Annotated in this window: 20 protein-coding genes and 2 pseudogenes; 14 read left to right on the top strand and 8 right to left on the bottom strand. The window is 72.6% G+C overall.

Features of this window, described 5'->3' with window-relative positions; all coding sequences use genetic code 11:
* Window positions 1-231 precede the first annotated feature (231 nt).
* Both ACFT32_RS12045 and ACFT32_RS12040 read left to right on the top strand, forming a co-directional pair.
* Window positions 232-1,227, top strand: coding sequence for a fibronectin type III domain-containing protein (locus ACFT32_RS12045; protein ID WP_382488316.1), 996 nt, complete (start codon window positions 232-234; stop codon window positions 1,225-1,227).
* Window positions 1,228-1,436: 209 nt separating this feature from the next.
* A complete protein-coding gene (locus ACFT32_RS12040; protein WP_382488315.1) occupies window positions 1,437-1,988 on the top strand; it encodes a hypothetical protein in 552 nt (183 codons plus the stop codon).
* A 66-nt stretch (window positions 1,989-2,054) separates the two neighbouring features.
* Here ACFT32_RS12040 and ACFT32_RS12035 read toward each other — a convergent pair whose 3' ends face one another.
* The 3 genes from ACFT32_RS12035 to ACFT32_RS12025 form a co-directional block, all read right to left on the bottom strand.
* Entirely contained in the window at window positions 2,055-2,615 is a 561-nt protein-coding gene (locus ACFT32_RS12035; RefSeq protein ID WP_382488314.1) for a PadR family transcriptional regulator, read from the bottom strand.
* 32 nt (window positions 2,616-2,647) lie between these two features.
* The gene (locus ACFT32_RS12030; protein ID WP_382488313.1) at window positions 2,648-4,663 is read right to left on the bottom strand and encodes an FAD-dependent oxidoreductase; all 2,016 of its coding nucleotides are present in this window, start codon (window positions 4,661-4,663) and stop codon (window positions 2,648-2,650) included.
* Window positions 4,664-4,772: 109 nt separating this feature from the next.
* Complete coding sequence (locus ACFT32_RS12025; protein WP_382488312.1) at window positions 4,773-5,141, bottom strand: hypothetical protein; 369 nt, start codon at window positions 5,139-5,141, stop codon at window positions 4,773-4,775.
* A gap of 243 nt (window positions 5,142-5,384) precedes the next feature.
* On the opposite strand from ACFT32_RS12025, the gene ACFT32_RS12020 reads away from it, so the two are divergent.
* Complete coding sequence (locus ACFT32_RS12020) at window positions 5,385-7,463, top strand: SpoIIE family protein phosphatase (RefSeq protein WP_382488311.1); 2,079 nt, start codon at window positions 5,385-5,387, stop codon at window positions 7,461-7,463.
* On the opposite strand, the gene ACFT32_RS12015 is transcribed toward ACFT32_RS12020, so the two are convergent.
* On the bottom strand, window positions 7,435-8,274 hold the full coding sequence (locus ACFT32_RS12015; protein WP_382488310.1) for a putative protein N(5)-glutamine methyltransferase: 840 nt from the start codon (window positions 8,272-8,274) through the stop codon (window positions 7,435-7,437). The genes ACFT32_RS12020 and ACFT32_RS12015 overlap by 29 nt on opposite strands.
* Window positions 8,275-8,552: 278 nt before the next feature.
* Between ACFT32_RS12015 and ACFT32_RS12010 the strand changes: the two genes are divergently transcribed.
* From ACFT32_RS12010 to ACFT32_RS11980, 7 genes are all read left to right on the top strand, one after another.
* Window positions 8,553-8,990 carry a MarR family winged helix-turn-helix transcriptional regulator gene (locus tag ACFT32_RS12010; protein WP_382488309.1) on the top strand — a complete coding sequence of 146 codons (438 nt, stop codon included), beginning with the start codon at window positions 8,553-8,555 and terminating at the stop codon, window positions 8,988-8,990.
* Between the two features lie 87 nt (window positions 8,991-9,077).
* Complete coding sequence (locus ACFT32_RS12005) at window positions 9,078-9,683, top strand: sulfite oxidase-like oxidoreductase (protein ID WP_382488308.1); 606 nt, start codon at window positions 9,078-9,080, stop codon at window positions 9,681-9,683.
* Entirely contained in the window at window positions 9,676-10,431 is a 756-nt protein-coding gene (locus ACFT32_RS12000) for a ferredoxin reductase (RefSeq protein WP_382488307.1), read from the top strand. Before ACFT32_RS12005 ends, ACFT32_RS12000 begins: the two co-directional genes overlap by 8 nt.
* 277 nt (window positions 10,432-10,708) lie before the next feature.
* Entirely contained in the window at window positions 10,709-11,293 is a 585-nt protein-coding gene (locus tag ACFT32_RS11995; protein ID WP_382488306.1) for a hypothetical protein, read from the top strand.
* A 139-nt stretch (window positions 11,294-11,432) separates the two neighbouring features.
* Complete coding sequence (locus ACFT32_RS11990; protein WP_382488305.1) at window positions 11,433-12,401, top strand: acetylxylan esterase; 969 nt, start codon at window positions 11,433-11,435, stop codon at window positions 12,399-12,401.
* Between the two features lie 112 nt (window positions 12,402-12,513).
* Window positions 12,514-13,680, top strand: a complete 1,167-nt coding sequence (locus ACFT32_RS11985; RefSeq protein WP_382488304.1) for a serine hydrolase domain-containing protein — start codon at window positions 12,514-12,516, stop codon at window positions 13,678-13,680.
* Between the two features lie 130 nt (window positions 13,681-13,810).
* Complete coding sequence (locus tag ACFT32_RS11980; RefSeq protein WP_382488303.1) at window positions 13,811-14,557, top strand: GntR family transcriptional regulator; 747 nt, start codon at window positions 13,811-13,813, stop codon at window positions 14,555-14,557.
* Here ACFT32_RS11980 and ACFT32_RS11975 read toward each other — a convergent pair.
* Together ACFT32_RS11975 and ACFT32_RS11970 are read right to left on the bottom strand one after the other, a co-directional pair.
* Window positions 14,554-15,279 carry a methyltransferase domain-containing protein gene (locus ACFT32_RS11975; RefSeq protein WP_382488302.1) on the bottom strand — a complete coding sequence of 242 codons (726 nt, stop codon included), beginning with the start codon at window positions 15,277-15,279 and terminating at the stop codon, window positions 14,554-14,556. The two genes, ACFT32_RS11980 and ACFT32_RS11975, sit on opposite strands and share 4 nt — an antisense overlap.
* 4 nt (window positions 15,280-15,283) lie before the next feature.
* A complete protein-coding gene (locus tag ACFT32_RS11970) occupies window positions 15,284-15,847 on the bottom strand; it encodes a PadR family transcriptional regulator (RefSeq protein WP_382488301.1) in 564 nt (187 codons plus the stop codon).
* A 69-nt stretch (window positions 15,848-15,916) separates the two neighbouring features.
* On the opposite strand from ACFT32_RS11970, the gene ACFT32_RS11965 reads away from it, so the two are divergent.
* From ACFT32_RS11965 to ACFT32_RS11950, 4 genes and pseudogenes are all read left to right on the top strand, one after another.
* On the top strand, window positions 15,917-16,315 hold the full coding sequence (locus ACFT32_RS11965; protein WP_382488300.1) for a nuclear transport factor 2 family protein: 399 nt from the start codon (window positions 15,917-15,919) through the stop codon (window positions 16,313-16,315).
* Window positions 16,316-16,340: 25 nt separating this feature from the next.
* A pseudogene (locus tag ACFT32_RS11960) lies at window positions 16,341-17,167 on the top strand (class I SAM-dependent methyltransferase).
* Window positions 17,168-17,444: 277 nt separating this feature from the next.
* Window positions 17,445-18,587, top strand: a complete 1,143-nt coding sequence (gene rho, locus ACFT32_RS11955) for a transcription termination factor Rho (RefSeq protein WP_382488299.1) — start codon at window positions 17,445-17,447, stop codon at window positions 18,585-18,587.
* A gap of 110 nt (window positions 18,588-18,697) precedes the next feature.
* Window positions 18,698-19,582: pseudogene (locus ACFT32_RS11950) on the top strand (D-alanyl-D-alanine carboxypeptidase family protein); the annotation flags it as partial.
* Between the two features lie 35 nt (window positions 19,583-19,617).
* Here the strand turns inward: ACFT32_RS11950 and ACFT32_RS11945 are convergent.
* Window positions 19,618-20,985 carry a glycosyltransferase 87 family protein gene (locus ACFT32_RS11945; RefSeq protein ID WP_382488298.1) on the bottom strand — a complete coding sequence of 456 codons (1,368 nt, stop codon included), beginning with the start codon at window positions 20,983-20,985 and terminating at the stop codon, window positions 19,618-19,620.
* On the bottom strand, window positions 20,982-22,376 hold the full coding sequence (gene mptB / locus ACFT32_RS11940) for a polyprenol phosphomannose-dependent alpha 1,6 mannosyltransferase MptB (protein WP_382488297.1): 1,395 nt from the start codon (window positions 22,374-22,376) through the stop codon (window positions 20,982-20,984). Before mptB ends, ACFT32_RS11945 begins: the two co-directional genes overlap by 4 nt.
* Window positions 22,377-22,427: the final 51 nt, after the last annotated feature.

Here is a 22,427-nt window from a genome sequence, read left to right as displayed (position 1 = left end):
CGACAGCGGTCCGCGCGACAGGACCGAACTCCCCGGTGTCCGCCAGGAGTTCGGCCGTGAGGAACTTCAGCATACGTAACCCTCCCGAGTGGTCACGAACGGCGGGGGTGACGCGCGACCGCCTCGGCGCACCTTGTCACCCTCCACCACCGCCCTCTTGATGTGATCGCGCCAGTCGCGCCATATTGGTCCGGACCATTCCCGAGTGCCGTACTACCGGGAGGCAGTGTCGTGCGACGCGTTCTCGTCTCGTTAACCGCTCCCGCCCGACTCCTTCGGCGCGTCGCGCTCTGCGGGGCCCTCGCGCTGGTCGCCGCCTGCGGCTGGGCCGGAGCCGAGGAGAAGGACGTCGGTGGTGTGCCCGGGGCGCCGACGGGCGTCACCGCGGAGGCGGGCAGCGCGACGAGCGTGCACGTCATGTGGAACGTGACCGCGCGGGCCGATGTCTACGAGGTGTATCGGGGCACCACGAAGGTCGAGGAAGTGCCGGGTTCGAAGCACATGGTGGACGTCACCAGGCTCCGGCCGTCCACGCTGTACGTCTTCACCGTACGGGCGCGGGACGCCGACGGGCGGCTCGGGCCGCCCAGCCGTCAGGTCCGGGCGCGGACACCCGCGGTCGTGGCGGACGACCACTCGGCGCCCACCCGCCCCTCGGCGCCCGGCGGACGGGCGGCCGGAAGCCGGGCGGTCCAGCTGTCCTGGTCCGCCTCGACGGACGACCGGGACGTGGTGTCGTACGACATCCACCAGGGAGCCGCGAAGATCCACAGCGTGGGCGGAGGCCAGACGGCCGCCGTGGTCACGGGGCTGCGGCCCGGCACGTCCTATGCGTTCACCGTCCGGGCCAGGGACGCGGCCGGCAACGTCTCCCCCGCCAGTGCCACCGTCCGTCTCACCACCCCGGGCACGGACGACGGCCGCGCCACGGCCCCCACCGGCTTCCGGGCGGCGAGCCACCGCGAGGACGGGGCGTACCACGTCGACCTGAGCTGGGTGCCGCCCCGTCTGGACGGCGAGATCACCGAGTACCAGATCCAGCTGGACGGCCGCCCGGCCACGTCCCTCGTGTACGGCGGGAGCGCCCCGCGCGACCGGGCGACGCACAGTTTCTACGTGGGGCAGGACGCCGGTGTCACGCACCGTGTCCGCATCCGGGCGCTGCTGCCGGACGGCACCTGGGGCGGATTCTCGCCGGAACGGAAGGTGACCACGGGAGCGCGGTGATGACGCGGACATACGGCGGCGACACCGGGCGTACGGCGGTGTTGTGCCCGTGCCGGTCGGCCACTGGCCGCCGTCACCTGCACGGCCGAACCCGGCGTGCGGCCCGGGCCCGGGGAGCTTTGGCTGACCCCTGAGGCAGCACGGGCGTTTCCCGACCCTCGGCGGCGCTAGGGATGTACCGCCAACCGTGCCGCCGGAGGGCAGTCCACATGCGCAACTCATCGCCAGTTCTCCGCTCCGGCCTGACCGTGGCAGCCGCCGCTCTGCCCCTCGCCCTGGCCGCGATGCCCGCTACGGCGGGCCCGGGCATCTCCGTGAGCACCACGGGTAACACGGTGTCGGTCACGACCAGCGCGTGCACCCAGATCAACGGCAGCTGGGGCACCGCCTCACTGCTCACCAGCAGCCAGGGCAGCTTCGCCCAAGGACGCCAGGTGACCCTGTCGGGCACGTCCACCAGTCAGTCCGCCGCCTGGTCGAGCGTCAGCGCGGGGACGTACACCGTCATCGTCATCTGCTCGGACGGCACGACCGCGGGCACCCAGTCCGTCGTCGTCTCCCCGACCCCCTCCCCCACGACCACGAGGTCCCCGTCCCCGTCCCCGTCGGCGTCGCCGTCCCGCGGCGTCATGGGCGGTTCCGGCGGCAGCGCCACGGATTACGGGACCGTCACGCTGGTGGCCGGCGGCACGCTGGTCGGGGCCGGCCTCTTCGGTACGGCCTGGTACCTGCGCCGGCGCAACAAGCCGTACCGGTTCTGACCCGGTACGGACGGCGGCCCGCCCTCCCGAAGCGCTCCGGTCGGGCGGGCCGCCGTCACACCCCGGTCAGGCCGGGCGGGTCGGCTCGCCGTCCGGGAGCTCGGCGAATTCCGCCACGGCCCGGCTGAGCCACTGGGTCCAGAAGGTCTCCAGGTCGATGCCGGCCCGCAGCACCAGATGCCGCAGCCGGTCCTCGGTGCCGTCCCGGCCGGGCGGGAAGTCGCGCTGCTCGATCTCCCGGTACTCCGCCAGCTGCCGCTCGTGCAGCCGCAGATGGCGTCGCAGATCGTCCTCCAGGCCCGCAGTGCCGACCACGGCCGCCGCCCTCAGCCGCAGCAGCAGCGTGTCGCGGTGCGGCTTGGGGTCCTGCGAGGCGGCGGTCCAGCGGGCCAGTTCGGCGCGGCCCGCCGACAGGACCTCGTAGCTCTTCTTCTGCCCGCGCGCCGGCTGCTCGGAGGGCAGGGCCCGGATCAGGCCCTCGGCCTCCAGTTTTCCCAGCTCGCGATAGATCTGCTGGTGCGTCGCGGACCAGAAGTAGCCGATCGACCGGTCGAACCGGCGGGTCAGCTCCAGACCCGACGACGGCTTCTCGAGCAGGGCGGTGAGGATCGCGTGCGGGAGTGACATACCAGTCATCCTAGGGACGGTCGGCAGGCCCCCTACAGCGCCGCCGCCAGTTCGGTGCCCTGCTTGATGGCACGCTTGGCGTCCAGTTCCGCGGCCACGTCGGCGCCGCCGATCAGGTGCGTGCTGCGCCCGGCGGCGACCAGTTCCTCGTACAGACCGCGGCGCGGCTCCTGGCCCGTGCACAGCACGATCGTGTCGACCTCCAGCACCGTGCTCGCGCCGTCGACCGTGACATGCAGTCCGGCGTCGTCGATCCGGTCGTAGCTGACGCCCGGGACCATGGTGACGCCGCGGTGCTTGAGTTCGGCGCGGTGGATCCAGCCGGTGGTCTTGCCGAGTCCGGCGCCGACCTTGGACGTCTTGCGCTGGAGCAGATGGACGGTGCGCGGCGGGGCGGGCCGCTCGGGCGCGGCGAGGCCGCCGGGGCCGCGGTAGTCGAGGTCGACGCCCCACTGGCGGAAGTACGTCGCCGGGTTCTCGTGGGCCTTGTCGCCGGCGTCCGTGAGGTACTCGGCGACGTCGAAGCCGATGCCGCCCGCGCCGAGGATCGCGACGCGGTCGCCGACGGGGGCGCCGTCGCGCAGGACGTCGAGGTAGCCGAGGACGCTCGGGTGGTCGATGCCGGGGATGTCGGGGGTGCGCGGGCTGACGCCGGTGGCGACGACGACCTCGTCGTAGCCGTCGAGGTCCGCGACCGTGACGGGCGTGTTCAGCCGTACGTCGACGCCGTGCCAGTCGAGCTGGGTGCGGAAGTAGCGCAGCGTCTCGTCGAACTCCTGCTTGCCGGGGACCTTGCGGGCGACGTTGAGCTGCCCGCCGATCTCGCTCGCGGCGTCGAAGAGGGTGACGTCGTGGCCGCGCTCGGCCGCGGAGACGGCACAGGCGAGTCCGGCCGGTCCGGCGCCGACGACCGCGACGCGTTTGCGCAGCCGGGTCGGGGAGAGCACGAGTTCCGTCTCGTGGCAGGCGCGCGGGTTGACCAGGCAGGAGGTGATCAGGCCGCTGAAGGTGTGGTCGAGACAGGCCTGGTTGCAGCCGATGCAGGTGTTGATCGCCTCGGGCCGGCCGGCCTCCGCCTTGATGACGAAGTCCGGGTCGGCGAGCATCGGGCGGGCCATCGACACCATGTCGGCCGCGCCGTCGGCGAGCAGTTCCTCGGCGAGTTCGGGGGTGTTGATGCGGTTGGTGGTGACGAGCGGGACGGACACCTCGCCCATGAGCCGCTTGGTCACCCAGGTGTACGCGCCGCGCGGCACGGAGGTCGCGATGGTGGGGATACGGGCCTCGTGCCAGCCGATGCCGGTGTTGATGATCGTCGCCCCGGCGGCCTCGACGGCCTTGGCGAGGGTGATCACCTCGTCGAGCGTCGAGCCGCCCGGGACGAGGTCGAGCATGGACAGCCGGTAGACGACGATGAAGTCCTCGCCCACCGCCTCGCGCACCCGCCGCACGATCTCCAGCGGGAAACGCGTGCGGTTCTCGTACGAGCCGCCCCAGCGGTCGGTGCGCTGGTTGGTGTGCCGGGCGATGAACTCGTTGATGAGGTAGCCCTCGGAGCCCATGATCTCCACGCCGTCGTAGCCGGCGTGCCGGGCCAGGCGGGCGGCGCGGGCGTAGTCGTCGATGGTCCGCTCGATGTCGGCGTCGCTCAGCTCGCGGGGCGGGAAGGGGCTGATGGGCGCCTGGAGCGGGCTGGGCGCGACGAGGTCCTGGTGGTAGGCGTACCGGCCGAAGTGCAGGATCTGCATCGCGATCCGCCCGCCCGCGTGGTGCACGGCGTCGGTGATGACGCGGTGCTGCTCGGCCTCCGCCTCGGTGGTGAGCTTCGCGCCGCCCTCGTACGGACGCCCCTCGTCGTTGGGTGCGATGCCGCCGGTGACGATCAGGCCCACTCCGCCGCGGGCGCGGGCGGCGTAGAAGGCGGCCATGCGCTCGAAACCGCCGTCGGCCTCCTCCAGGCCGACATGCATGGAGCCCATGAGGACCCGGTTGGGCAGGGTCGTGAAGCCCAGGTCGAGGGGGGTCAGCAGGTGCGGGTAACGGCTCATGGGGCCCTCCGTGCGCGGTGTCGTCCCTGTAGTTCTAGAGGACTACCCGCGGTTTATGCAACTAGTTGCATAAGGTGATGGAGGGCACAGTAGGGCTACGACCTGGGGATCACCGGCTCTCGAGGCGCACGTGCAGTTCCTTCTCCTGGTCACCGGGGACCGTGGTCAGGTCCTGCACAGTGAACAGGGAGTCCAGCCTCATGCGGAACTGTTCGATCGCCCAGTACCCGCCGTGCAGGTCGGCGTCGACGGAGGACGACAGCCGGGCCGGCCGCGCGCCCTCGTGCGTGTCGGCGACGTCGAAGGTGCCGAGCCACACGGTCGGACGGGTCTCGTGCAGTTCCTCGGGCACGTCGTCGGCGCACCGGTCCGACTCGAAGCAGGCGCACAGCGTGTCGAACACGATCCGGGCGTCGTGCTTGCTGCATCCGCTGATCTCCACCGAGACGGAGTGGGGGTGCGGTCGCTCAAGGTCCATCGTGACGCTCCTCTTCTGGTCACGCTGCCGTATCCGCCCCTACCCCAGCAAAGCACCACCTTCCGACGAGCACTACCGGCAGCGCCCCGGCAACGGTGACCGGTTTGCGCGGCGGTGCGCGCCGTGTTGGGAGATGGTGGAAGGTGACGGAAGGGGCCTCGAGAAAACGGCTCCGCGCGGTAGAACATGGGGTGTCGGCACCATGACGGCGTGCCGCGAGGATCGGCGAAGGCGGGGCGTGGGATGAGTGCAGCCGGGTCTCCCGTGGCCGAGGGCGACGAGCCCCCGCGCGGGTCGGCGCGACCGAGCGGGCTGCTCGACGTCCTGCGCGTGGCCTCGGTGGTCCTCGACTCCGAGGGCCGCATCGTGCTGTGGAGCCCGCAGGCCGAGGAGCTGTTCGGGTACGAGGCGCGGGAGGCGCTCGGGGAGTACGCCGCCCGGATCATGGTCCACGAGCAGCACGTCGACCTCGTGGTCAAGCTGTTCGCGGACGTCATGGGCACCGGGCAGAGCTGGGCCGGGGCCTTCCCCATCCGCCGCAAGGACGGCAGCACACGTCTCGTGGAGTTCCGCAACATGCGGCTGCTGGACGACGAGGGCGACGTCTACGCACTCGGTCTGTGCGCCGACCAGTCGACCGTGCACCGGCTGGAGCGGGAGGTGGCGCTGTCGACGCGGATGATCGCGCAGTCCCCGACCGGGCTGGCCGTGCTGGACACCGAGCTGCGCTACGTCTCGGTCAACGCGGCACTGGAGGAGATCAACGGCCTGCCGGCCGAGGAGCACCTGGGCCGCACGGTCCACGAGGTGGTGCCGCAGATGGACGTCGAGGCCCTGGAGGCCGCGGCGCGCCGGGTCCTGGACACCGGAACGCCGGTCGTCGACCAGTCCACGATCGGCCGCACCCCGGCCGACCCGGACCAGGACCACGCCTGGTCGATCTCGCTGTACCGGCTGGAGAACGCCTTCGGGACCGTGCTGGGCGTGGCCGTCTCGATCGTCGACGTCACCGAGCAGTACCGGGCGGGCATCGAGGCCGAGGCCGCGCGGCGGCGTCTGGCCCTGATCGCGGACGCGTCCGGCCGGATCGGTACCTCGCTGGACCTGGACCGTACGGCCCGCGAGCTCGCCGACGTGGCCGTGCCGGAACTCGCCGACATCGCGGCCGTCGATCTGCTGGACGCGGTGGTGCAGGGGCGGCGCACCAGCCTCGGGCCCGCCGAGTCGGCCGTGATCCGTGCGCTGGCGGTCCAGGGGTACGACTCGGCCGAGGCCCTGGAGGCGGCGGATCCTCCGGGGCAGGTGGCCCGGTACGCTCCCGACCGGCTCGTCACCCAGTGCGTGCGCACGGCCCGTCCCGTGATGCTGCCGCAGGTCACGGACGAGGATCTGCCGCGTATCGCCCGTTCCCCGGAGGCGGCGAAGCTGCTCGGCCGGGCCGGGGTGCACTCCTATCTGGCGGTGCCGCTGATCGCGCGCGGTGAGGTGCTGGGCGCGCTGGATCTCAAGCGCACCCGCAATCCGCTGCCCTTCGCCGAGGACGACCTGCTGCTGGCGCGCGAGCTGGCCGCGCGGGCGGCCGTGCAGATCGACAACGCCCGCTGGTACCAGAGCGCCCGGGACACCGCGCTCACCCTCCAGCGCAGCCTGCTGCCCAGTCATCCGCCCGTGACGGGCGGTCTCGAGGTCGCCTCCCGCTACCAGCCGGCCGGGGCCACCAGCGAGGTCGGCGGCGACTGGTTCGACGTCATCCCGCTGGACGGCGGCACGACCGCGCTCGTCGTGGGCGACGTGATGGGCAGCGGCATCCCCGCGGCGGCGACCATGGGCCGGCTGCGTACGGCGACCACCACACTGGCCTCCCTCGACCTCGACCCGGCCCGGCTCCTGGAGCACCTCGACAAGATCACCGAGGGTCTGGAGCAGGCCATCGCCACCTGCGTCTACGCCGTCCACGACCCGCATCTGCGGCAGTGCCGGATCGCCAACGCCGGGCATCTGCCGCCGGTGCGCGTCCGGGCCGGCCATCCCCCGGAGCTGCTCGACCTGCCGACCGGGGTGCCGCTCGGCGTGGGCGGCGTCGCCTTCTCGACGACCACGGTCGGCCTCGAGCCGGGCGACCGCCTGGTCTTCTACACCGACGGCCTGGTCGAGACCCGCCGCGACCCGCTCGACGAACGCCTCGACACCCTCCTGTCCCTGCTCGAGGGCCCCGACCGCCCCCTGGAGGAGGTCTGCGACCTGCTCCTGCGCACGCTCCACGAGCCGGACAACTTCGACGACGTGGCCCTGCTCATCGCACGTGCGACGCCCCCGGACTGAGCCGCACCTGCTGCCTCACCCCGATCACCACGTGCGCGTACAGCTCCTCCGAGACGGCCAGGCTGGTCGTCAGGCCGTGGTGTTCGAAGGCGGCGACGGCGGCCGGTGCCTGGTTCCGACCGGTCTCCACCAGGACGCAGCCGCCGGGGGCGAGCCAGCGGGGGGCCTCCGCCGCGACCCGGCGCAGGACGTCGAGGCCGTCCGTGCCCCCGTCGAGGGCGACCCGCGGCTCGTGGCCACGGGCCTCGAGAGGCAGCAGGCCTATCTCGTCGCTGGGCACATACGGCACGTTGGCCGCGAGGATGTCGACGCGGCCGAGCAGCTCACCGGGCAGCGCCTCGAACAGGTCGCCCAGGTGAACACGCCCCCCAGCGTCGGCGACGTTGCCGCGGGCGCAGCACACGGCGACGGGATCGATGTCGGCGGCGTGCAGTTCGACGCGGCCCAGCCCGGCGGCCAGCGCCGCGCCGACGGCACCCGAGCCGCAGCACAGGTCCACGACGACGGTGGCGCCGGGCGCCTGGGCGAGGGCCTGTTCCACGAGGAACTCGGTGCGGCGGCGCGGCACGAAGACGCCGGGGGCGACGGTGACGCGCAGGCCCCGGAACCCGGCCCAGCCCACGACGAGTTCGAGGGGCAGACCCTCGACGCGGCGCTCGACCATGGCGGCCGCTTCGGCCGGGGTGCGCGCGGTGGAGAGGATCAACTCGGCCTCGTCCTCGGCGAAGACGCACCCCGCCGTGCGCAGGGCGTCGGCCATGGAGGTACGGGACATCGGCGTGGAGGGCGGGACAGAAGACACAGACGGCATGGAAGCCAAGAGCCTTTCGAGAGCCGAAGGGCGCTCCGGCGGTCGCCTACAGGCGGCGATCCGCGCGACATCGAGGAGTGAGCACCCGAGCTGACACAGCGGTAATGGGTCTCACCTCCTCGTCTTCCGACGGCCGGGATGGTCCGCAGCCGGACGGCAACATTACCTGACTGACCGGCCGCCCGGTACGGGACCGGCCGCCCGCAGGCAATGGTTGGGTTGTGCAACCATGGAGGGTGAGCAGCAGCGATGTGCGGCAACGCCCTCAGGGAGGCCAGGTGAACGCGGCCGACGCCGTGGAGACCATCCAGCGGGAGATGACGGTCTTCGCCCGCCGTGCCCGTGCCGCGGCGGGGCGGATGCACCCGGAGCTGTCGCTGGTCTCGTACACGCTGCTCGGGCATCTGGAGGAGAGCGGTGGCTGCCGCGCCACCGACCTGGCAGCCCACCACGCCCTGGACAAGTCCACCGTTAGCCGCCAGGTGGCCGCCCTGGAACGCGCCGGTCTCATCGAACGCCGCCCCGACCCGGAGGACCAGCGCGTTCTGGTGCTGCATCTGACGGAGGCCGGCCGGCGCATCCTGGCCCAGGTCACCGAGAGCCGCCGGGCCGCTTTCCGGGAGCGGCTGGCGGACTGGCCGGCCGAGGATCTTTCGCTGTTCGCCGACTGCCTCGTGCGCTACAACGCGGGCTCCGGGCCCGGTGGACACGACTGAGGCGCACTGCACGTACCGTTGAACGCGCAATCATTGATCACCCGGGCCCGGCGGGGCACCGTCGGCCCGGTCCGGAGGCAGCACCCCATGCACATCACCAGAGGCTTCACCGGGCGACCGCGCGTCGACGACCCCGGCCTGCCGCCCGGCCAGTACGACGCCGGCGACGACTGGCCCGTCCTGTCCGCCGAGGTCACTCCCGACCTGGCACCCGCCGACTGGACGTTCCGCGTGGACGGCCTGGTGGACGAGCCCCGCACCTGGGACTGGGACGAGGCGCACCGGCTGCCGCCGTCGGCGTACGAGGGTGCCATCCACTGCGTGACGAGCTGGTCGAAGTTCGGGGTGCGGTTCGCGGGCGTCTCCCTGGACGCCTTCCTGGACGTGGTCCGGCCCCATGGGTCGGCGACCCATGCCGTCGCCTACTCGCACACCGGCTACACCGCGAACCTCCCGCTCGCCGACCTCACCGGCGGGCGGGCGTGGATCGCCTGGGAGTACGACGGCAGGCCGCTCGCCGCCGAGCACGGAGGCCCGGCGCGACTGCTGGTGCCGCACCTGTACTTCTGGAAGAGCGCCAAGTGGATCGCGGGCCTGCGGATCCTCGACCACGAGGAGCCGGGGTTCTGGGAACAGAACGGCTACCACGAGCGGGGCAACCCCTGGCAGGAGCAGAGGTACTCCGGTGACTGAGACCTTCGTGCCTCCCACGCGCTTCGCCGTGCCCGGGCGCATCGCCGTGAGCGAGCAGGCCGCCTCCGAGTGGCAGACCGCCACGCTGACCGAGATCCGCCGCGAGACCGCGCGTGCCGCCACCTTCCGGTTGGCCGTGCCCGGCTGGCCGGGGCATCTGCCCGGCCAGCACCTGATGGTGCGGCTGACCGCCGAGGACGGCTACGCGGCGCAGCGCCACTACTCGATCGCGTCCGCCCCGGACGACTCCGGGCACATCGAGCTGACCCTGGACCACGTCGACGGCGGCGAGGTCTCGGGCTGGTTCCACACCGTCGCCCGGCCCGGCGACCGGGTCGAGGTACGGGGCCCGGTGAGCGGCTTCTTCGCCTGGCCCGGCGACCGGCCCGCGCTGCTGATCGGCGCCGGCTCCGGCGTCGTACCGCTGATGTCGATGGTCCGGCACCACCGGGTGCGGAACCTGACCGTGCCGCTGCGGCTTGTGGTGTCCGCGCGCGGCCCCGAAGAGCTCATCTACGCCCGCGAGTTCGGCGCGGAGACGACGCCCGTCTTCACCCGCGTCGCGCCTGAGGGTGTGCCGGTGGGACGTATGGCCGCGGCACATGTGGCGCCTCTCCTGGCCGAGCGGCCGTCCGGTGGGTGGGAGACCTATGTGTGCGGCTCCAACTCCTTCGCCGAGCACGCCTCCCGGCTGCTGGTGACGGCCGGTCAGCCCGTGGACCGCATCCGGATCGAGCGTTTCGGCTGATCTCGAAGGCGCGGCGATCTCGAAGGCGCGCTGACCTCGAAGCGCGCTGACCTCGAAGGCGCCCCCTCTCCCCCGGTGTTTCGCCCGGGTCGGCCCGGGCACCCAGCCGGAGGGCTTCGGCACACGACCGCCGGTGACTCCCCGCGCACGCGAGACGCTGCCCGGGGAGCGGACCGACGGCCCGGCCACGACGAGCGATCGATGCGCGTCGGAGGGGTACCCGATCTGTGTGGGCACTCGCACGCGTGGCATGACGCGGAGGGAGCGGGAGGTCGACATGCGAACCCGGGTGCGCGGCTGGCGTTGGCGGAGCAGTCCGCTGCGGCGCCGGTCCGATGTCGTCGAGGCGTGGACGGCGCTGGTGGTCGCCGTCCTGATGCTCGTGGGCGCGCCTCTGGCGGGAGCGGCGGCGGCCTGGTGGGCCCATGACGAGGCGACGTCGGTGTCGGCGGAACAGCGCGCCGAGCGGCATCGCGTCCGTGCCGAGGTGGTCGGCAGGAAGGGCGACTCGCTGCCGTCGGCGCAGTCCGGCGGGCAGCACGCGTTCCGTGCGACGGTGCGCTGGACGGAGCCGGGCGAGGGGACACGCACCGCGACGGCACCGGTCGCGGCGGGTACCCGGCAGGGCGAGGTCGTGGACGTCTGGTTCGACTCCCGGGGGCGGAACGTGCCCCCGCCGGTGGACGGCACCGCGGTCTGGCAGCACACCCTCACCATCGGCACATGTGCCGCGGGCGGTGCGGTGCTCGTGGTGTTTCTCGGCCACCTCGCCGTGCGCCGGGTGGCGCTGCGCCGCAGGATGGCGGAGTGGGACCGGGCGTGGGCCCGTACGGAACCGGAGTGGACGCACCGCCGCGCGTGACGCACCCGATGGACGGCAGGTGACGGGCACCGCCCCGGATCCGGGCGACGACAAAATGCCTGGCGAGTCCTCCGAGCGCCCCCGTAGTGTGATCATCCGCTCTGTCTCCGCAGCTCTTCCTCACCCAAGGCGGTCCTGCATGGCCCTGTTCGACCTTCCTCTCGATGAACTCCGCGAGTACCGCAGCGCGTCCCCCGAGCCCGAGGACTTCGACGCGTTCTGGTCCAAGACGCTCCAGGAGGCGCGCGAGCACGACCTGGACGCCCGCTTCGAACCGGTCGACACGGGCCTGTCCACCGTGCAGGTGTTCGACGTGACGTTCGCCGGATTCGGTGGCCATCCGGTCAAGGGCTGGCTGACGCTGCCGGCCGGGGCGGACGCACCGCTGCCGCTGGTCGTGGAGTTCATCGGCTACGGCGGAGGCCGCGGACTGCCGCACGAGCACCTGCTGTGGGCGTCCTCGGGCCGGGCGCACTTCGTGATGGACACCCGAGGGCAGGGCAGCGCCTGGGGCGCGGGCGGCGGCACGGCGGACCCGGTCGGCGGCGCGCCGGCCTTCCCGGGCTTCATGACGCGCGGTATCGACGCGCCGGAGAACTACTACTACCGCCGGGTGTTCACAGACGCCGTGCGGGCCGTGGAGGCGGCCCGTTCGCACCCCCTCACCGACGCCACGCGCACGGTGGCCGTCGGCGCCAGCCAGGGCGGCGGCATCACGATCGCGGTGGGCGGCCTGGTCCCCGACCTGGCGGCCATCGCACCGGACGTGCCGTTCCTGTGCGACTACCCGCGCGCGGCCACGCTCACGGACCGGCACCCGTACCGGGAGATCGGCCTGTACCTCAAGACGCACCGCGGTCGCGCCGCGGACGCCCTGCGCACGCTCTCCTACTTCGACGCCGTCCACTTCGCCGCCCGTGGCCGGGCCCCGGCGCTCTTCTCGGCGGCCCTGGAGGACCAGACCTGCCCGCCCTCGACGGTCTTCGCGGTCTTCAACGCCTGGAGCCACGAGGACAAGGAGATCGAGGTGTACGACTTCAACGACCACGAGGGCGGCGGCCCCTTCCAGGAGGCGGCCAAGCTGCGCTGGATGCGCTCGTACATCTGATCCGGCCGTTCACCTCCGGCGGGCTTCCGCACGCTCCCGACCAGTCGGTACGTTCTTCGCGCCCGGGCCGCTCCACGGCGACCCGGCCCCGAGACGGTCGGCGGAGGGGCTCATGTCCGAGAACGAGACACAGGTGCGCGGGCACTGCGACGCGCGGTTCGCCGCGGTACGCGCGGCGTTCGAGGAGAACTTCCGGGAGCGGGGCGAGCTGGGCGCCGCGGTGGCCGTCACCGTCGGGGGCGCGACGGTGGTGGAGCTGTGGGGCGGCTGGGCCGACGCGGAGCGCTCCCGGCCGTGGGAGCGGGACACTCTGGTCAACGTGTGGTCCACGACCAAGGGCCCGGTGGCGCTGTGCGCGCACATCCTCGCCGACCGGGGGCTGCTGGACCTCGATGCCCCGGTCGCCGAGTACTGGCCCGAGTTCGCGGCGGCGGGCAAGGAGAAGATCCTCGTACGGCATCTTCTGTCCCATCGCGCCGGTCTGGCCGGGCTGCGCGAGCCGCACTCGCTGGAGCAACTCTGCGACTGGGAGCTGACCACGCAGCGGCTCGCGGCGACGCAGCCCTGGTGGGAACCGGGAACCCGGTCCGGCTATCACGCGCTGACCTACGGCCATCTGGTCGGCGAGGTCGTACGGAGGGTCTCGGGGCTGCGCCCCGGGGCCTTCCTGGAGCGGGAGGTGACCGCGCCGCTCGGGATCGACTTCCGCATCGGCCTGCCGGCGAAGGACTCCGGCCGGGTGGCCGAGCTGGTGCAGCCGCCGGTGACGGCGAGCAGTGAACAGGCCGCCGTCTTCGCCCAGTTGGCACCGGCGGCGATCGCGGCGCTGACCAACCCGTCGGTGGCCGCCGCCGGGGCCAACACCCCCGGATGGCGGGCCGCGGAGATCCCCGCGGCGAACGGGCACGGCACCGCGCGTGCGATCGCCGAGCTCTACGGCGTCTTCGCGGGGCGCGGGTCGTACGGAGACCACCGCGTCTTGTCCCCCGAGGCGGCCGAGCGGGTGCGCGAGGGGCAGGGAAGTTGCCGGGATCTGGTGCTCGGCGCCGGGTTCGAGAACGAGACGGAGGTGGGGCTCGGGCTGTGGCTCAGCGGAGCCAATGGCTCCTACGGACCCAACCCGCGCGCTTTCGGTCACGACGGCTTCGGCGGTTCCTGCGGGCTCGCCGACCCGGAGGCGGAGGTGTCCCTGGGGTATGTGATGAACCGTATGGGGCCTCATATCGCGGACGACCCGCGGAAGATGGCACTGGTCGACGCCCTGTACAGCGCGCTGTGACGGCGGGCCGGCGCGGTCCGGTTTCGGCCGAACCGCCCGGCCGCCCTTCCCGTCTGGTTTAGACCAATGCTAGATCTGGTGGCGCACCGAGTCCGTACCACTACCGCACGTCACCACCAGGAGGCGCGGCATGGACCGCACCACCCCGCACGACCACCCGCCGGCCGAGGAAGAGCCCTTGTACCGGCGGATCGCGACGCGATTGCTCGGCGAACTGCGCGACGGCACCGTCCCGCCCGGTGAACGGCTGCCGGGCGAACGGCGGCTCGCCGAGCACTTCGGGGTCAGCCGGGAGACCGTACGGCAGGCGCTGGAGCTGCTGCGCCGTGACGGTCTGGTCACCACCGACCGGCGCGGTACCCACGCCACCCTGCCCGGCCTGCCGGTGGAGACCCCGGCTTCGCTCGCCTTCCCGGTCGGCGCGGCCGCCGCCACTCCGGGCACCGTCGCCCGCGCCACCGTGACCTGGAAGCCGCCCCCGCCGGACCACGCCGAGGCCCTGGGGCTCACCCCGGGCCGGCCCACCCTCGTCCACAACTACCGGTACGCGACCGCCGACGGACGCGGACTGCGGACCGCCGTGACGTCCTTCTCCGCCGTGGCACTCGCGGAGGTGGAGGAGCTGGCCCGCTACCGCGACCGAGCCGACGGCACCGCCACCGCGCACCTGCGGCGGGCCTACGACTGGATGCGCCGGGCCGGTCTGACCCTGCACCACCGCGACGCCATCACCCGCCTCGCGAGCACGCCGTCGGTACGGGTCACCCGGCAGGTGCACGACCAGTACGCGCGCCCGCTGGAGATCACCGACCTTGTCGTGGATGCCCAACAGGACGCGCTGGTCTACGAGTTCACCCTGCCGGGCCGCGCCGACTAGACCGGCGACCGGGCCACGACGAGCCGTACGCGCGGGCTGCCGTCCCGTCGCGGTCCGAACTCCGGCAGGGCGTGGAGGTCCACCCGGAAGCCGGCGCGTGCCAGCTCGCGCCGTACGTCCCCGAAGCGGAACGCGCGGTAGTACATGACGAACGGAGGCCGCCACAGCGCGTTGCGCACCCGCATCACCGTGTCGAAGCCGAGCAGCATCCAGTAGCCGAGAGAGCCCGGGCGGGGCGGGGCGACCAGCGGAAACGCGAAGCAGCCGCCCGGCCGCAGGACCGAGCGGACCTGGCTGAACAGACCGGGCAGTTCACGGGGCAGGAAGTGGCCGAAGGCCCCGAAGCTGACCACCAGGTCGAAGGCGGGAGCGAAGGGCAGGGCGCGGGCGTCCGCCCTGACCCAGGAGACCGGCGGCCCCTCGGGCCCGACCTGCTCCCGGGCGATGTCGAGCATGCCCGCGCTGAAGTCGACGCCCGTGACCCGCTCCCGGCACACCCCCGCCAGCACGCCGACGCCCGCGCCGGTGCCGCAGCACAGGTCGAGGCCGGTATCGAAGGGCCCCATGCGCCGCAGTGCCGACCCTACGGCGTCGAGGACCGCTTCGGGTGTCCGGAAGGGGGTGTGGTCGAACTTCGGCGCGAGGAGGTCGTAGCCGCGCTCGACGGACGACAGCGCCTGGACGGCGAGTTCACGCAGACTGGGACCTTCGGGGCTGAACATCGGCTCAGCCTAGGGGAGCTCGCTGCTCGAGGACCGTGAGTACGCGTTCGCACCAGCGGAGGTTCTCCTCCTCGAAGCCGATGCCTCCCATCAGGGTGAGGTACGGGCCGACGCTGTCGGTCTCCCGCAGGTACTCCTCCTCACTGCGGCCGGCCAGGAGGCGTTCGCGGACGCGCAGGTAGCGGGCGAGCTTGCCACGGGCCCATGTCTCGCGCTCCTCGACCAGGGCGCGGGTGGCCTCGGGGTCCGCGCCGTCCATGGCCTGGATCTTGATGAGGAGTTCGTCCCGGATGGCTGTGGGCCGCCGGGGCGGTGTGACGGCGAACGCGGACAGATCCTCACGCCCCGCTTCGGTGAGCGTGAACATCCGCTTGTCGGGCCGCCGTTCCTGGCGTACGACCCTGGCCTCGATCAGCCCGTCCCGCGCGAGCCGCTCCAGCTCCCGGTAGAGCTGCTGCGGCGTCGAGGCCCAGAAGTTCGCGAACGACACGTCGAACACCTTGGACAGCTCGTAGCCCGAGGCCTCCCCTTCCAGGAGGGCGGCCAGAACGGCGTACTTCAGAGACATATGGACACGGTAACAGCAGTTGACTAATCTCATCCGCACCTACTCAACTAATTGATTAAGGCAGGTTCGATGCGTGCATTCCGCGAGGCCATCGAGGCAGACGACCTCGACGCCGCCGAGGCGCTCCTGGCGCCGGACGTCGTGTTCACCAGCCCGGTCGTGTTCAAGCCGTACACCGGGAAGGCGATCACGGCGGCGATCCTGCGCGCCGTCTCCGGTGTCTTCGAGGACTTCCGCTACGTGCGCGAGATCAACGACGCGGACGGCCGCGACCACGCCCTCGTCTTCACCGCGCGGGTGGGCGACCGCGAGATCAGCGGCTGCGACTTCATCCACGTCGGCGAGGACGGGCTGATCGACGAATTCACCGTGATGGTGCGCCCGTTGTCAGGCGCACAGGCGCTCGCGGCGGCCATGGGCGCGCAGTTCGAGCGGATCGCCGAGGAGGCGCGAGCACGCTCCGTGTGAGCAACTCCTCTGGTTGGATGGCCCCATGACGTCCGCCGAGCACGACGCGCTGATGCGGGCCAACCAGGCCACTGGGACGCCCGCACGCCCGTCCATCTCGCCAGCCGGTTCTACGGTCTCGACCAGGACCTCGACCCCGAGCGCTGGTTCGCCCCGTTCGAGTGGGAGGACCTCGGCGAGCTGGCCGGGCGTGACGTGCTGCACCTGCAGTGCCATCTCGGCACGGAGACGATCGCCTTCGCCCGGCGCGGAGCCCGTGCCGTCGGCCTCGACTTCTCCGAGGCGTCGGTGGCGGCGACGAACGGCATCGCCGCGAAGGCCGGCGCGGACGTGACGTACGTACAGGCGAACGTGTACGACGCCGTCGAGGCGCTGGACGGGCGGCGGTTCGACGTCGTCTACACCGGCAAGGGCGCCCTGTGCTATCTGCCCGACCTGGACCGCTGGGCGGACGTCGTCGGCCGGCTGCTGCGGCCCGGCGGCCGGTTGTACATCGTCGAGTTCCACCCCCTGCTCAACTCCCTCGGCCCGAAGCCCGCTCCGGGCGAGGGGCCCGAACTGCTTCTGCGCCATGACTACCTGAGCGGTGGCGGTCCGGTGCGCCGGGACGCGACCCGCACCTACACGGACGGCCCGGCCGTCGAGGGCGCCACGGACAGTTACGAGTGGATGCACGGAATGGGCGAGGTCGTCAACGCGTTGACCGGGGCGGGACTCACCGTGCGGCGACTGCGGGAAGGCGACGAACTTCCCTGGCCGCGCTGGCCGCAGATGGTCCGTACGGAGTCCGGCTGGTGGCGGCTGCCCGAGCCTCGAATCCCGCTGCTGTACGGGCTGCTGGCCGGCCGCTGAGACTTCTGAGGCCCATTTCACTCCCCCGGCATCACGTTCGGTGGTAAACTGCGAACAGCACTTGTGCACGCCCGGGTCTCGGGCGCCGGTGCCAGTTCATTTCTTCTCATTCTCGTTTCATCCAGCACCACCTCGCTGAGCAGGACGTTCTTCGTCGTAGCCACGGTGCTGTGCTGTTCTCGCCGCCCGGAGGCGTGCCCAAGGCCCCTCCCTTCGCGGCTCTCCCCCCTTCCCTTCGCATGTCCCATGCCTTCCGTCCGTGAAAGGACACACCACCATGACCACCACACTCGAAAACCCACCCGTCCAGCGGCAGCCGCAGGCCCGGACCGCGACCGGCGTCCTCGACATCGACGCCGCCGGGAAGGGGCATCTGCGCGCCGAGAACTGCCTTCCCACACCCGCCGACTCCCCGGTCTCCCCCGCGCTGATCCGCCGGTACGGCCTGCGCAAGGGCGACTACGTCGAGGGGGTGTGCGGCGACCGGCGCGCCCTGACCGACGTGGTACTGGTCGACGGCCGCGCTCCCGGGGAACTGCGCGGCCGACGTCACTTCCGGGACCTGACACCACTGCATCCGCACGAGCGGCTGCGCCTGGAGCACCCGGCCGCCGGGCTGGCCGGACGGGTCGTCGACCTGATCGCGCCGGTCGGCAAGGGCCAGCGCGGGCTCCTCGTGGCCCCGCCCAAGACCGGCAAGACCGTCCTCCTGCAGCAGCTCTCGGCCGCTGTCGCCGGCAACCATCCCGAGAGCCGGCTGATGATGCTGCTGCTCGACGAGCGGCCCGAGGAGGTCACCGACATGCGGCGCTCCGTACGGGGCGAGGTGTATGCCTCGACGTTCGACCGGAGCGCCAAACAGCACATCGCGCTCGCCGAGCTCGTGATCGAACGGGCCAAGCGGCGCGTCGAGGCCGGCGAGGACGTCGTCGTCCTCCTCGACTCGCTGACCCGGCTGTGCCGGGCGCACAACAACGCGGCCGCGTCCGGTGGCCGCATCCTCACCGGAGGCGTCGACGCGTCCGCGCTGACCGGCCCCAAGCGGTTCTTCGGCGCCGCCCGGGCCGCCGAGGAGGGCGGCTCCCTCACGATCCTCGCCACCGCCCTGGTGGAGACCGGCTCCCGGGCCGACGACTTCTACTTCGAGGAGCTGAAGAGCACCGGCAACATGGAGCTGCGCCTGAGCCGCGAACCGGCGTCCCGCCGTGTCTTCCCGGCCGTCGACATCACCCCCTCCGGCACCCGCCGTGAGGAACTCCTGCTGCCCCCGGCCGAGTTGGCTGCCATGCACGGCCTGCGGCGCGTACTGCAGAACAGGGACGGCCAGAGCGGTCTGGAGACCCTCCTGGAGCGGATGCGCGAGACACCGGACAACGCGACGTTCCTGCGGCGCGTCCAGCCGACCCTGCCCTCGGGCTGACGGAGCCCGGCCCCCTGCCAGGAAGCCACGGGTGTGGCATCCGGGTGCTCGCCGACGGCGTACGGCCCGGTCGTCGCCATGCAGAGCGCATCCGTTTCTACGTTAATCATATGATCCTCGGACTTTCTTTCCGGATGGCCGTATCGGCCGGTGTGCTCTGTGCGGTGGGGCTCCTGGCGGTGGTGCCCGCCGCGGCGGACGTCTCCGGCAGGGCGGAGCCCAGTGCGCCGGCCGGGCCGAGGGCGGCGGCCCCGCACCCCTCGCTGCTGCACCGCCCCGGTACCCATGTCCGCCCGCGTGCCGGCGTGCCCCGTCTCCCGGAGGTCTCCGCCTTGTCGTGGCTGGTGGCCGACGCCCGCAGCGGCGAGGTGCTCGCCGCCCGCAACGCGCACCGCAGACTGCCCCCGGCCAGCACCCTGAAGACCCTGTTCGCCCTCACGGTGCTGCCCGCGCTGCCGGGGCGCGTCCGGCACACGGTCCGTGCGGAGGAACTCCGGGGCATCGGTGCCGGCAGCAGCCTCGTCGGGGTCGCGGAGGGCCGTACCTACCGGGTCGCCGACCTCTGGCGCGGTGTCTTCCTCAACTCCGGCAACGACGCCGTGCACGTCCTGGCCGAAATGAACGGCGGCTGGCGGGCCACGGCCCGGCGGATGCAGGCCGAGGCCCGCTCCCTGGGCGCCCACGACACACGCGTGCTGTCGCCGGACGGCTACGACACGCCGGGCCAGGTGTCGTCGGCGTTCGACCTGGCGATCTTCGGCCGGGTGGGGCTGCGCAACCCGGACTTCGCCCGGTACTGCGCCACGGTCGAGGCGAGATTCCCGGGCGGCGGCGGCTGGTCGTACGCGATCCACAACACCAACCGGCTGCTGAGCGGCACCCGGGGCGTGAAGCCGTACCGGGGTCTGATCGGCATCAAGAACGGCTACACCAGCAAGGCGGGCAGCACGCTCGTCGCGGCGGCGCGCCGGGGCGGGCGCACCCTCGTCGTGACGGTGATGAACCCTCAGCAGGGCGGCGGGGCCGCCGTCTACGAGGAGGCACGCTCGCTGCTCGACTGGGGGTTCCGGTCAGCCGCGAGGGTCGAACCGGTGGGCTCGCTCGAGACCTCGCAGCGGGCCTCCGCGCGGCCGGGAGCGACGACACTGCCCGCGGCCGCCGCCGCGGCCGTGCCGGAAGAACCCGCCTCCGCCTGGACCGAGGCGGGCCTGATCGTGGGTGCCGTCGGGCTGGGCGCGGCGGTCGTGGTGCTGGTGCTGCGACTCCCGGTCCGCCGGTCGGAAGGGAGTTGACCGACCGGCAGCCACAGCAGCAGGCCCAGGGTGATCCAGGCGTAGGTGTTGCTGCCCAGGAACCCGTCGACGCCGGACGCGTCGTCGAACCACAGCCACACCACGCTGGTGCACAGCACCGCGTACAGGGCGCCCGCGATCCGCGGGTGCCCCGTACGGACCAGCACGGCGAAGGACGGCAGCAGCCACACCAGATGGTGCACCCAGGTGATCGGGCTGACGAGACAGGCGGCGAGGCCGGTCAGGGCGAACGCGGCCGTCCAGTCCTCCGCGGCGACCGCCCGCCGCACCCGCAGCGCCCACACGCCGAGGATCAGCAGCACCGCCACCGCCCACACCGCCCGGTCCGGTTCCCCCAGCCGGGCCAGAATGCCCTGCACCGACTGGTTCGAGACGTAGCCGAGGCGCCCGACGCGGCTGGTGTCCCACAGCGCGTCGGTCCAGTAGAAGCGCGAGGCGTCCACGTCGACCCAGGCCGCGAGGGCCGTGGCCCCCAGGGCGACGGCCGTGGCGAGAGCCGCCGCGCGCCACCGCCGGGCCACCAGCAGCAGTCCGATGAACAGCGCCGGCGTGAGCTTGATCGCGGCGGCGAGCCCGATGCCGATGCCCGCCAGGCGTCCGCGTCCGGTGGCGAGCAGCGCCGCGTCGGTGAGCACGAGAGCCAGCAGCAGCAGGTTGACCTGACCGAAGCTGAAGGTGTCACGCAGCGGTTCGAACAGTACGAGCAGGCAGGCGATCAGGGCCCAGCCGTACCAGCCGTGGCGCCGCCATCCGCGGCCGGTGAGCAGGCGCAGGATCACGGCCAGGGCCACCAGGTTGAGCAGCAGCGCGGCGGCGATCGCGGTGCGCAGGTCCAGCAGGGCCATCGGCAGCATGGCGACCGCGGCGAAGGGCGGGTAGGTGAAGCCGTACGTCGTGCCGGGCACCCGGTAGTCGTAGATCCGGCCGCCGTGATGGACCCAGGTGTCGATGCTGCCGTAGTAGACGCGCAGGTCGAACCAGTCGCGCAGCAGGGGCACGGTGGCGGTGAAGACGGTCACCACCGTGGCGAGGGCGAGCAGGAGCAGCAGCCGTCCGCGGTCGGTGCGCGGCAGGGCCGGGATCATGCCGCGCGTCCCAGCGCCGGGGCGAGTTCGGCCTGGCGGGCCTGCCACAGCACCACCACCGCGAGTGCGCCGCCGGAGACGGCGAGGACGAGTTGCCCCGTGTCCGCCGCGCCGCCGCTGGGCAGGACACAGAGCGCGAGCACCCCGGTCACGGCCGCCATGCGGTGGCGTACGGAGGTGCTGGGTGTGGCGGCGGCGATGAGGAACAAACCCCACAGGGCGTACCAGGGGCGGATCGCCGGGCCGAGGGCGGCCACCGCCGCGAGGCTCAGGCCGAGCGCGTAGACCGGTCGTGGGCGCAGCCGGAGCCAGATCAGCACGATCGCGACCACGGCCGCCGCGATGCCGAGCGCGTGCCAGGCGGGGATCGCCAGGGGCGCGAGATCGCTGCCCAGGTGTTCCAGCAGGGCCCCGGTGGCTCGGCCGAGCAGGGTGGTCAGGGCCCAGTTCTGGGGTGAGACGGGGGTGTTCAGGGCGCCTATCCAGCCGTATCCGGTGCCGGCCACGGCCGTGGCGGCGACGGTCGTCCCCGCGGCGGCGACGATGGTGGTCAGGAGCGCTTTGGCCGGACCGCGGCCGGCGCGGACCTGGAGGACGACGACGGCGGCGAGTCCGAGGACGGCGGGGGCCTTGACCAGGGCGGCGAGCGTGACGAGGACGGCGCCGAGGATCGGCCACCGGCCGAGCGCCGCCACCAGGCCGACGCCGAGCAGACCGAGCATGACGGCGTCGTTGTGGGCGCCCGCGACCAGATGCAGCAGGACGAGCGGGTTGAGGGCGCCCAGCCACAGCGCGGCGGACGGGTCGGCGCCGCTGTGGCGGGCGAGCCGGGGCAGTGCGGCCGCCATCAGGGCCACCCCGGCGAGCGCGACGAGGCGCATCCCGAACAGCCCGGCGGGCAGTTCCCCCCGGGTCAGCCCGGACAGGGCCGCCGCGACGGCGAGGAACACCGGGCCGTACGGGGCTCCGGTGTGCCGCCAGAGCGGGGCGACCTCGTCGGCGAGCGGGCCGCCGAGCCGGGACGGCCCGTGCGCGTAGACGTCCATGTGCGCGTCCACCATCGCCCCCTGGGCGAGGTAGCTGTAGACGTCCCGGCTGAACAGTGGCGGGGCGAGCAGCAGCGGTGCCGCCCAGACGGCGAGGACGAGCAGCAGGGCACGGGGAGTGGGCGGCCGCGGCCCGCGCACCAGCCGGCCCAGCAGCGCCCAGGCCGCGATCAGCAGGACGACGCCGAAGTAGACACCGACCAGACCGAGGGCCGCGCCGGCGGAGGCAGGGTGGAGGAGCTCCCGTACGGGCAGGGCGCCGGCCGTCTCACCGCCCGCCGCGAGGAAGGCGGTACCGGCCAGACCGAGTATCTGGCAGCGGCGGAGATCGACGGGGAAAGCCATGGCCAACACTCAGTCAGGGTGTCGACGTCGGGTGGCCGGAAGTTGACGCGG

It is taken from the genome of Streptomyces sp. NPDC057002, assembly GCF_042673825.1.
Taxonomy (GTDB): Bacteria; Actinomycetota; Actinomycetes; order Streptomycetales; family Streptomycetaceae; genus Streptomyces.
Note: the sequence above shows the minus strand (reverse complement) of the source record. Positions and strands in the feature narration are given on the sequence as shown.

What these genes read in the sequence shown, in the direction of transcription:
- rho (WP_382488299.1), top strand. Translation starts at nt 17,445, where the DNA reads ATGACCACCACACTCGAAAACCCACCCGTCCAGCGGCAGCCGCAGGCC.
- ACFT32_RS12005 (WP_382488308.1), top strand. Translation starts at nt 9,078, where the DNA reads ATGCACATCACCAGAGGCTTCACCGGGCGACCGCGCGTCGACGACCCC.
- ACFT32_RS11990 (WP_382488305.1), top strand. Translation starts at nt 11,433, where the DNA reads ATGGCCCTGTTCGACCTTCCTCTCGATGAACTCCGCGAGTACCGCAGC.
- ACFT32_RS12040 (WP_382488315.1), top strand. Translation starts at nt 1,437, where the DNA reads ATGCGCAACTCATCGCCAGTTCTCCGCTCCGGCCTGACCGTGGCAGCC.
- ACFT32_RS12020 (WP_382488311.1), top strand. Translation starts at nt 5,385, where the DNA reads ATGAGTGCAGCCGGGTCTCCCGTGGCCGAGGGCGACGAGCCCCCGCGC.
- ACFT32_RS11980 (WP_382488303.1), top strand. Translation starts at nt 13,811, where the DNA reads ATGGACCGCACCACCCCGCACGACCACCCGCCGGCCGAGGAAGAGCCC.
- ACFT32_RS11985 (WP_382488304.1), top strand. Translation starts at nt 12,514, where the DNA reads ATGTCCGAGAACGAGACACAGGTGCGCGGGCACTGCGACGCGCGGTTC.
- ACFT32_RS12025 (WP_382488312.1), bottom strand. Translation starts at nt 5,141, where the DNA reads ATGGACCTTGAGCGACCGCACCCCCACTCCGTCTCGGTGGAGATCAGC.
- ACFT32_RS12035 (WP_382488314.1), bottom strand. Translation starts at nt 2,615, where the DNA reads ATGTCACTCCCGCACGCGATCCTCACCGCCCTGCTCGAGAAGCCGTCG.
- ACFT32_RS12030 (WP_382488313.1), bottom strand. Translation starts at nt 4,663, where the DNA reads ATGAGCCGTTACCCGCACCTGCTGACCCCCCTCGACCTGGGCTTCACG.
- mptB (WP_382488297.1), bottom strand. Translation starts at nt 22,376, where the DNA reads ATGGCTTTCCCCGTCGATCTCCGCCGCTGCCAGATACTCGGTCTGGCC.
- ACFT32_RS11975 (WP_382488302.1), bottom strand. Translation starts at nt 15,279, where the DNA reads ATGTTCAGCCCCGAAGGTCCCAGTCTGCGTGAACTCGCCGTCCAGGCG.
- ACFT32_RS11945 (WP_382488298.1), bottom strand. Translation starts at nt 20,985, where the DNA reads ATGATCCCGGCCCTGCCGCGCACCGACCGCGGACGGCTGCTGCTCCTG.
- ACFT32_RS11965 (WP_382488300.1), top strand. Translation starts at nt 15,917, where the DNA reads ATGCGTGCATTCCGCGAGGCCATCGAGGCAGACGACCTCGACGCCGCC.
- ACFT32_RS11995 (WP_382488306.1), top strand. Translation starts at nt 10,709, where the DNA reads ATGCGAACCCGGGTGCGCGGCTGGCGTTGGCGGAGCAGTCCGCTGCGG.
- ACFT32_RS12015 (WP_382488310.1), bottom strand. Translation starts at nt 8,274, where the DNA reads ATGCCGTCTGTGTCTTCTGTCCCGCCCTCCACGCCGATGTCCCGTACC.
- ACFT32_RS11970 (WP_382488301.1), bottom strand. Translation starts at nt 15,847, where the DNA reads ATGTCTCTGAAGTACGCCGTTCTGGCCGCCCTCCTGGAAGGGGAGGCC.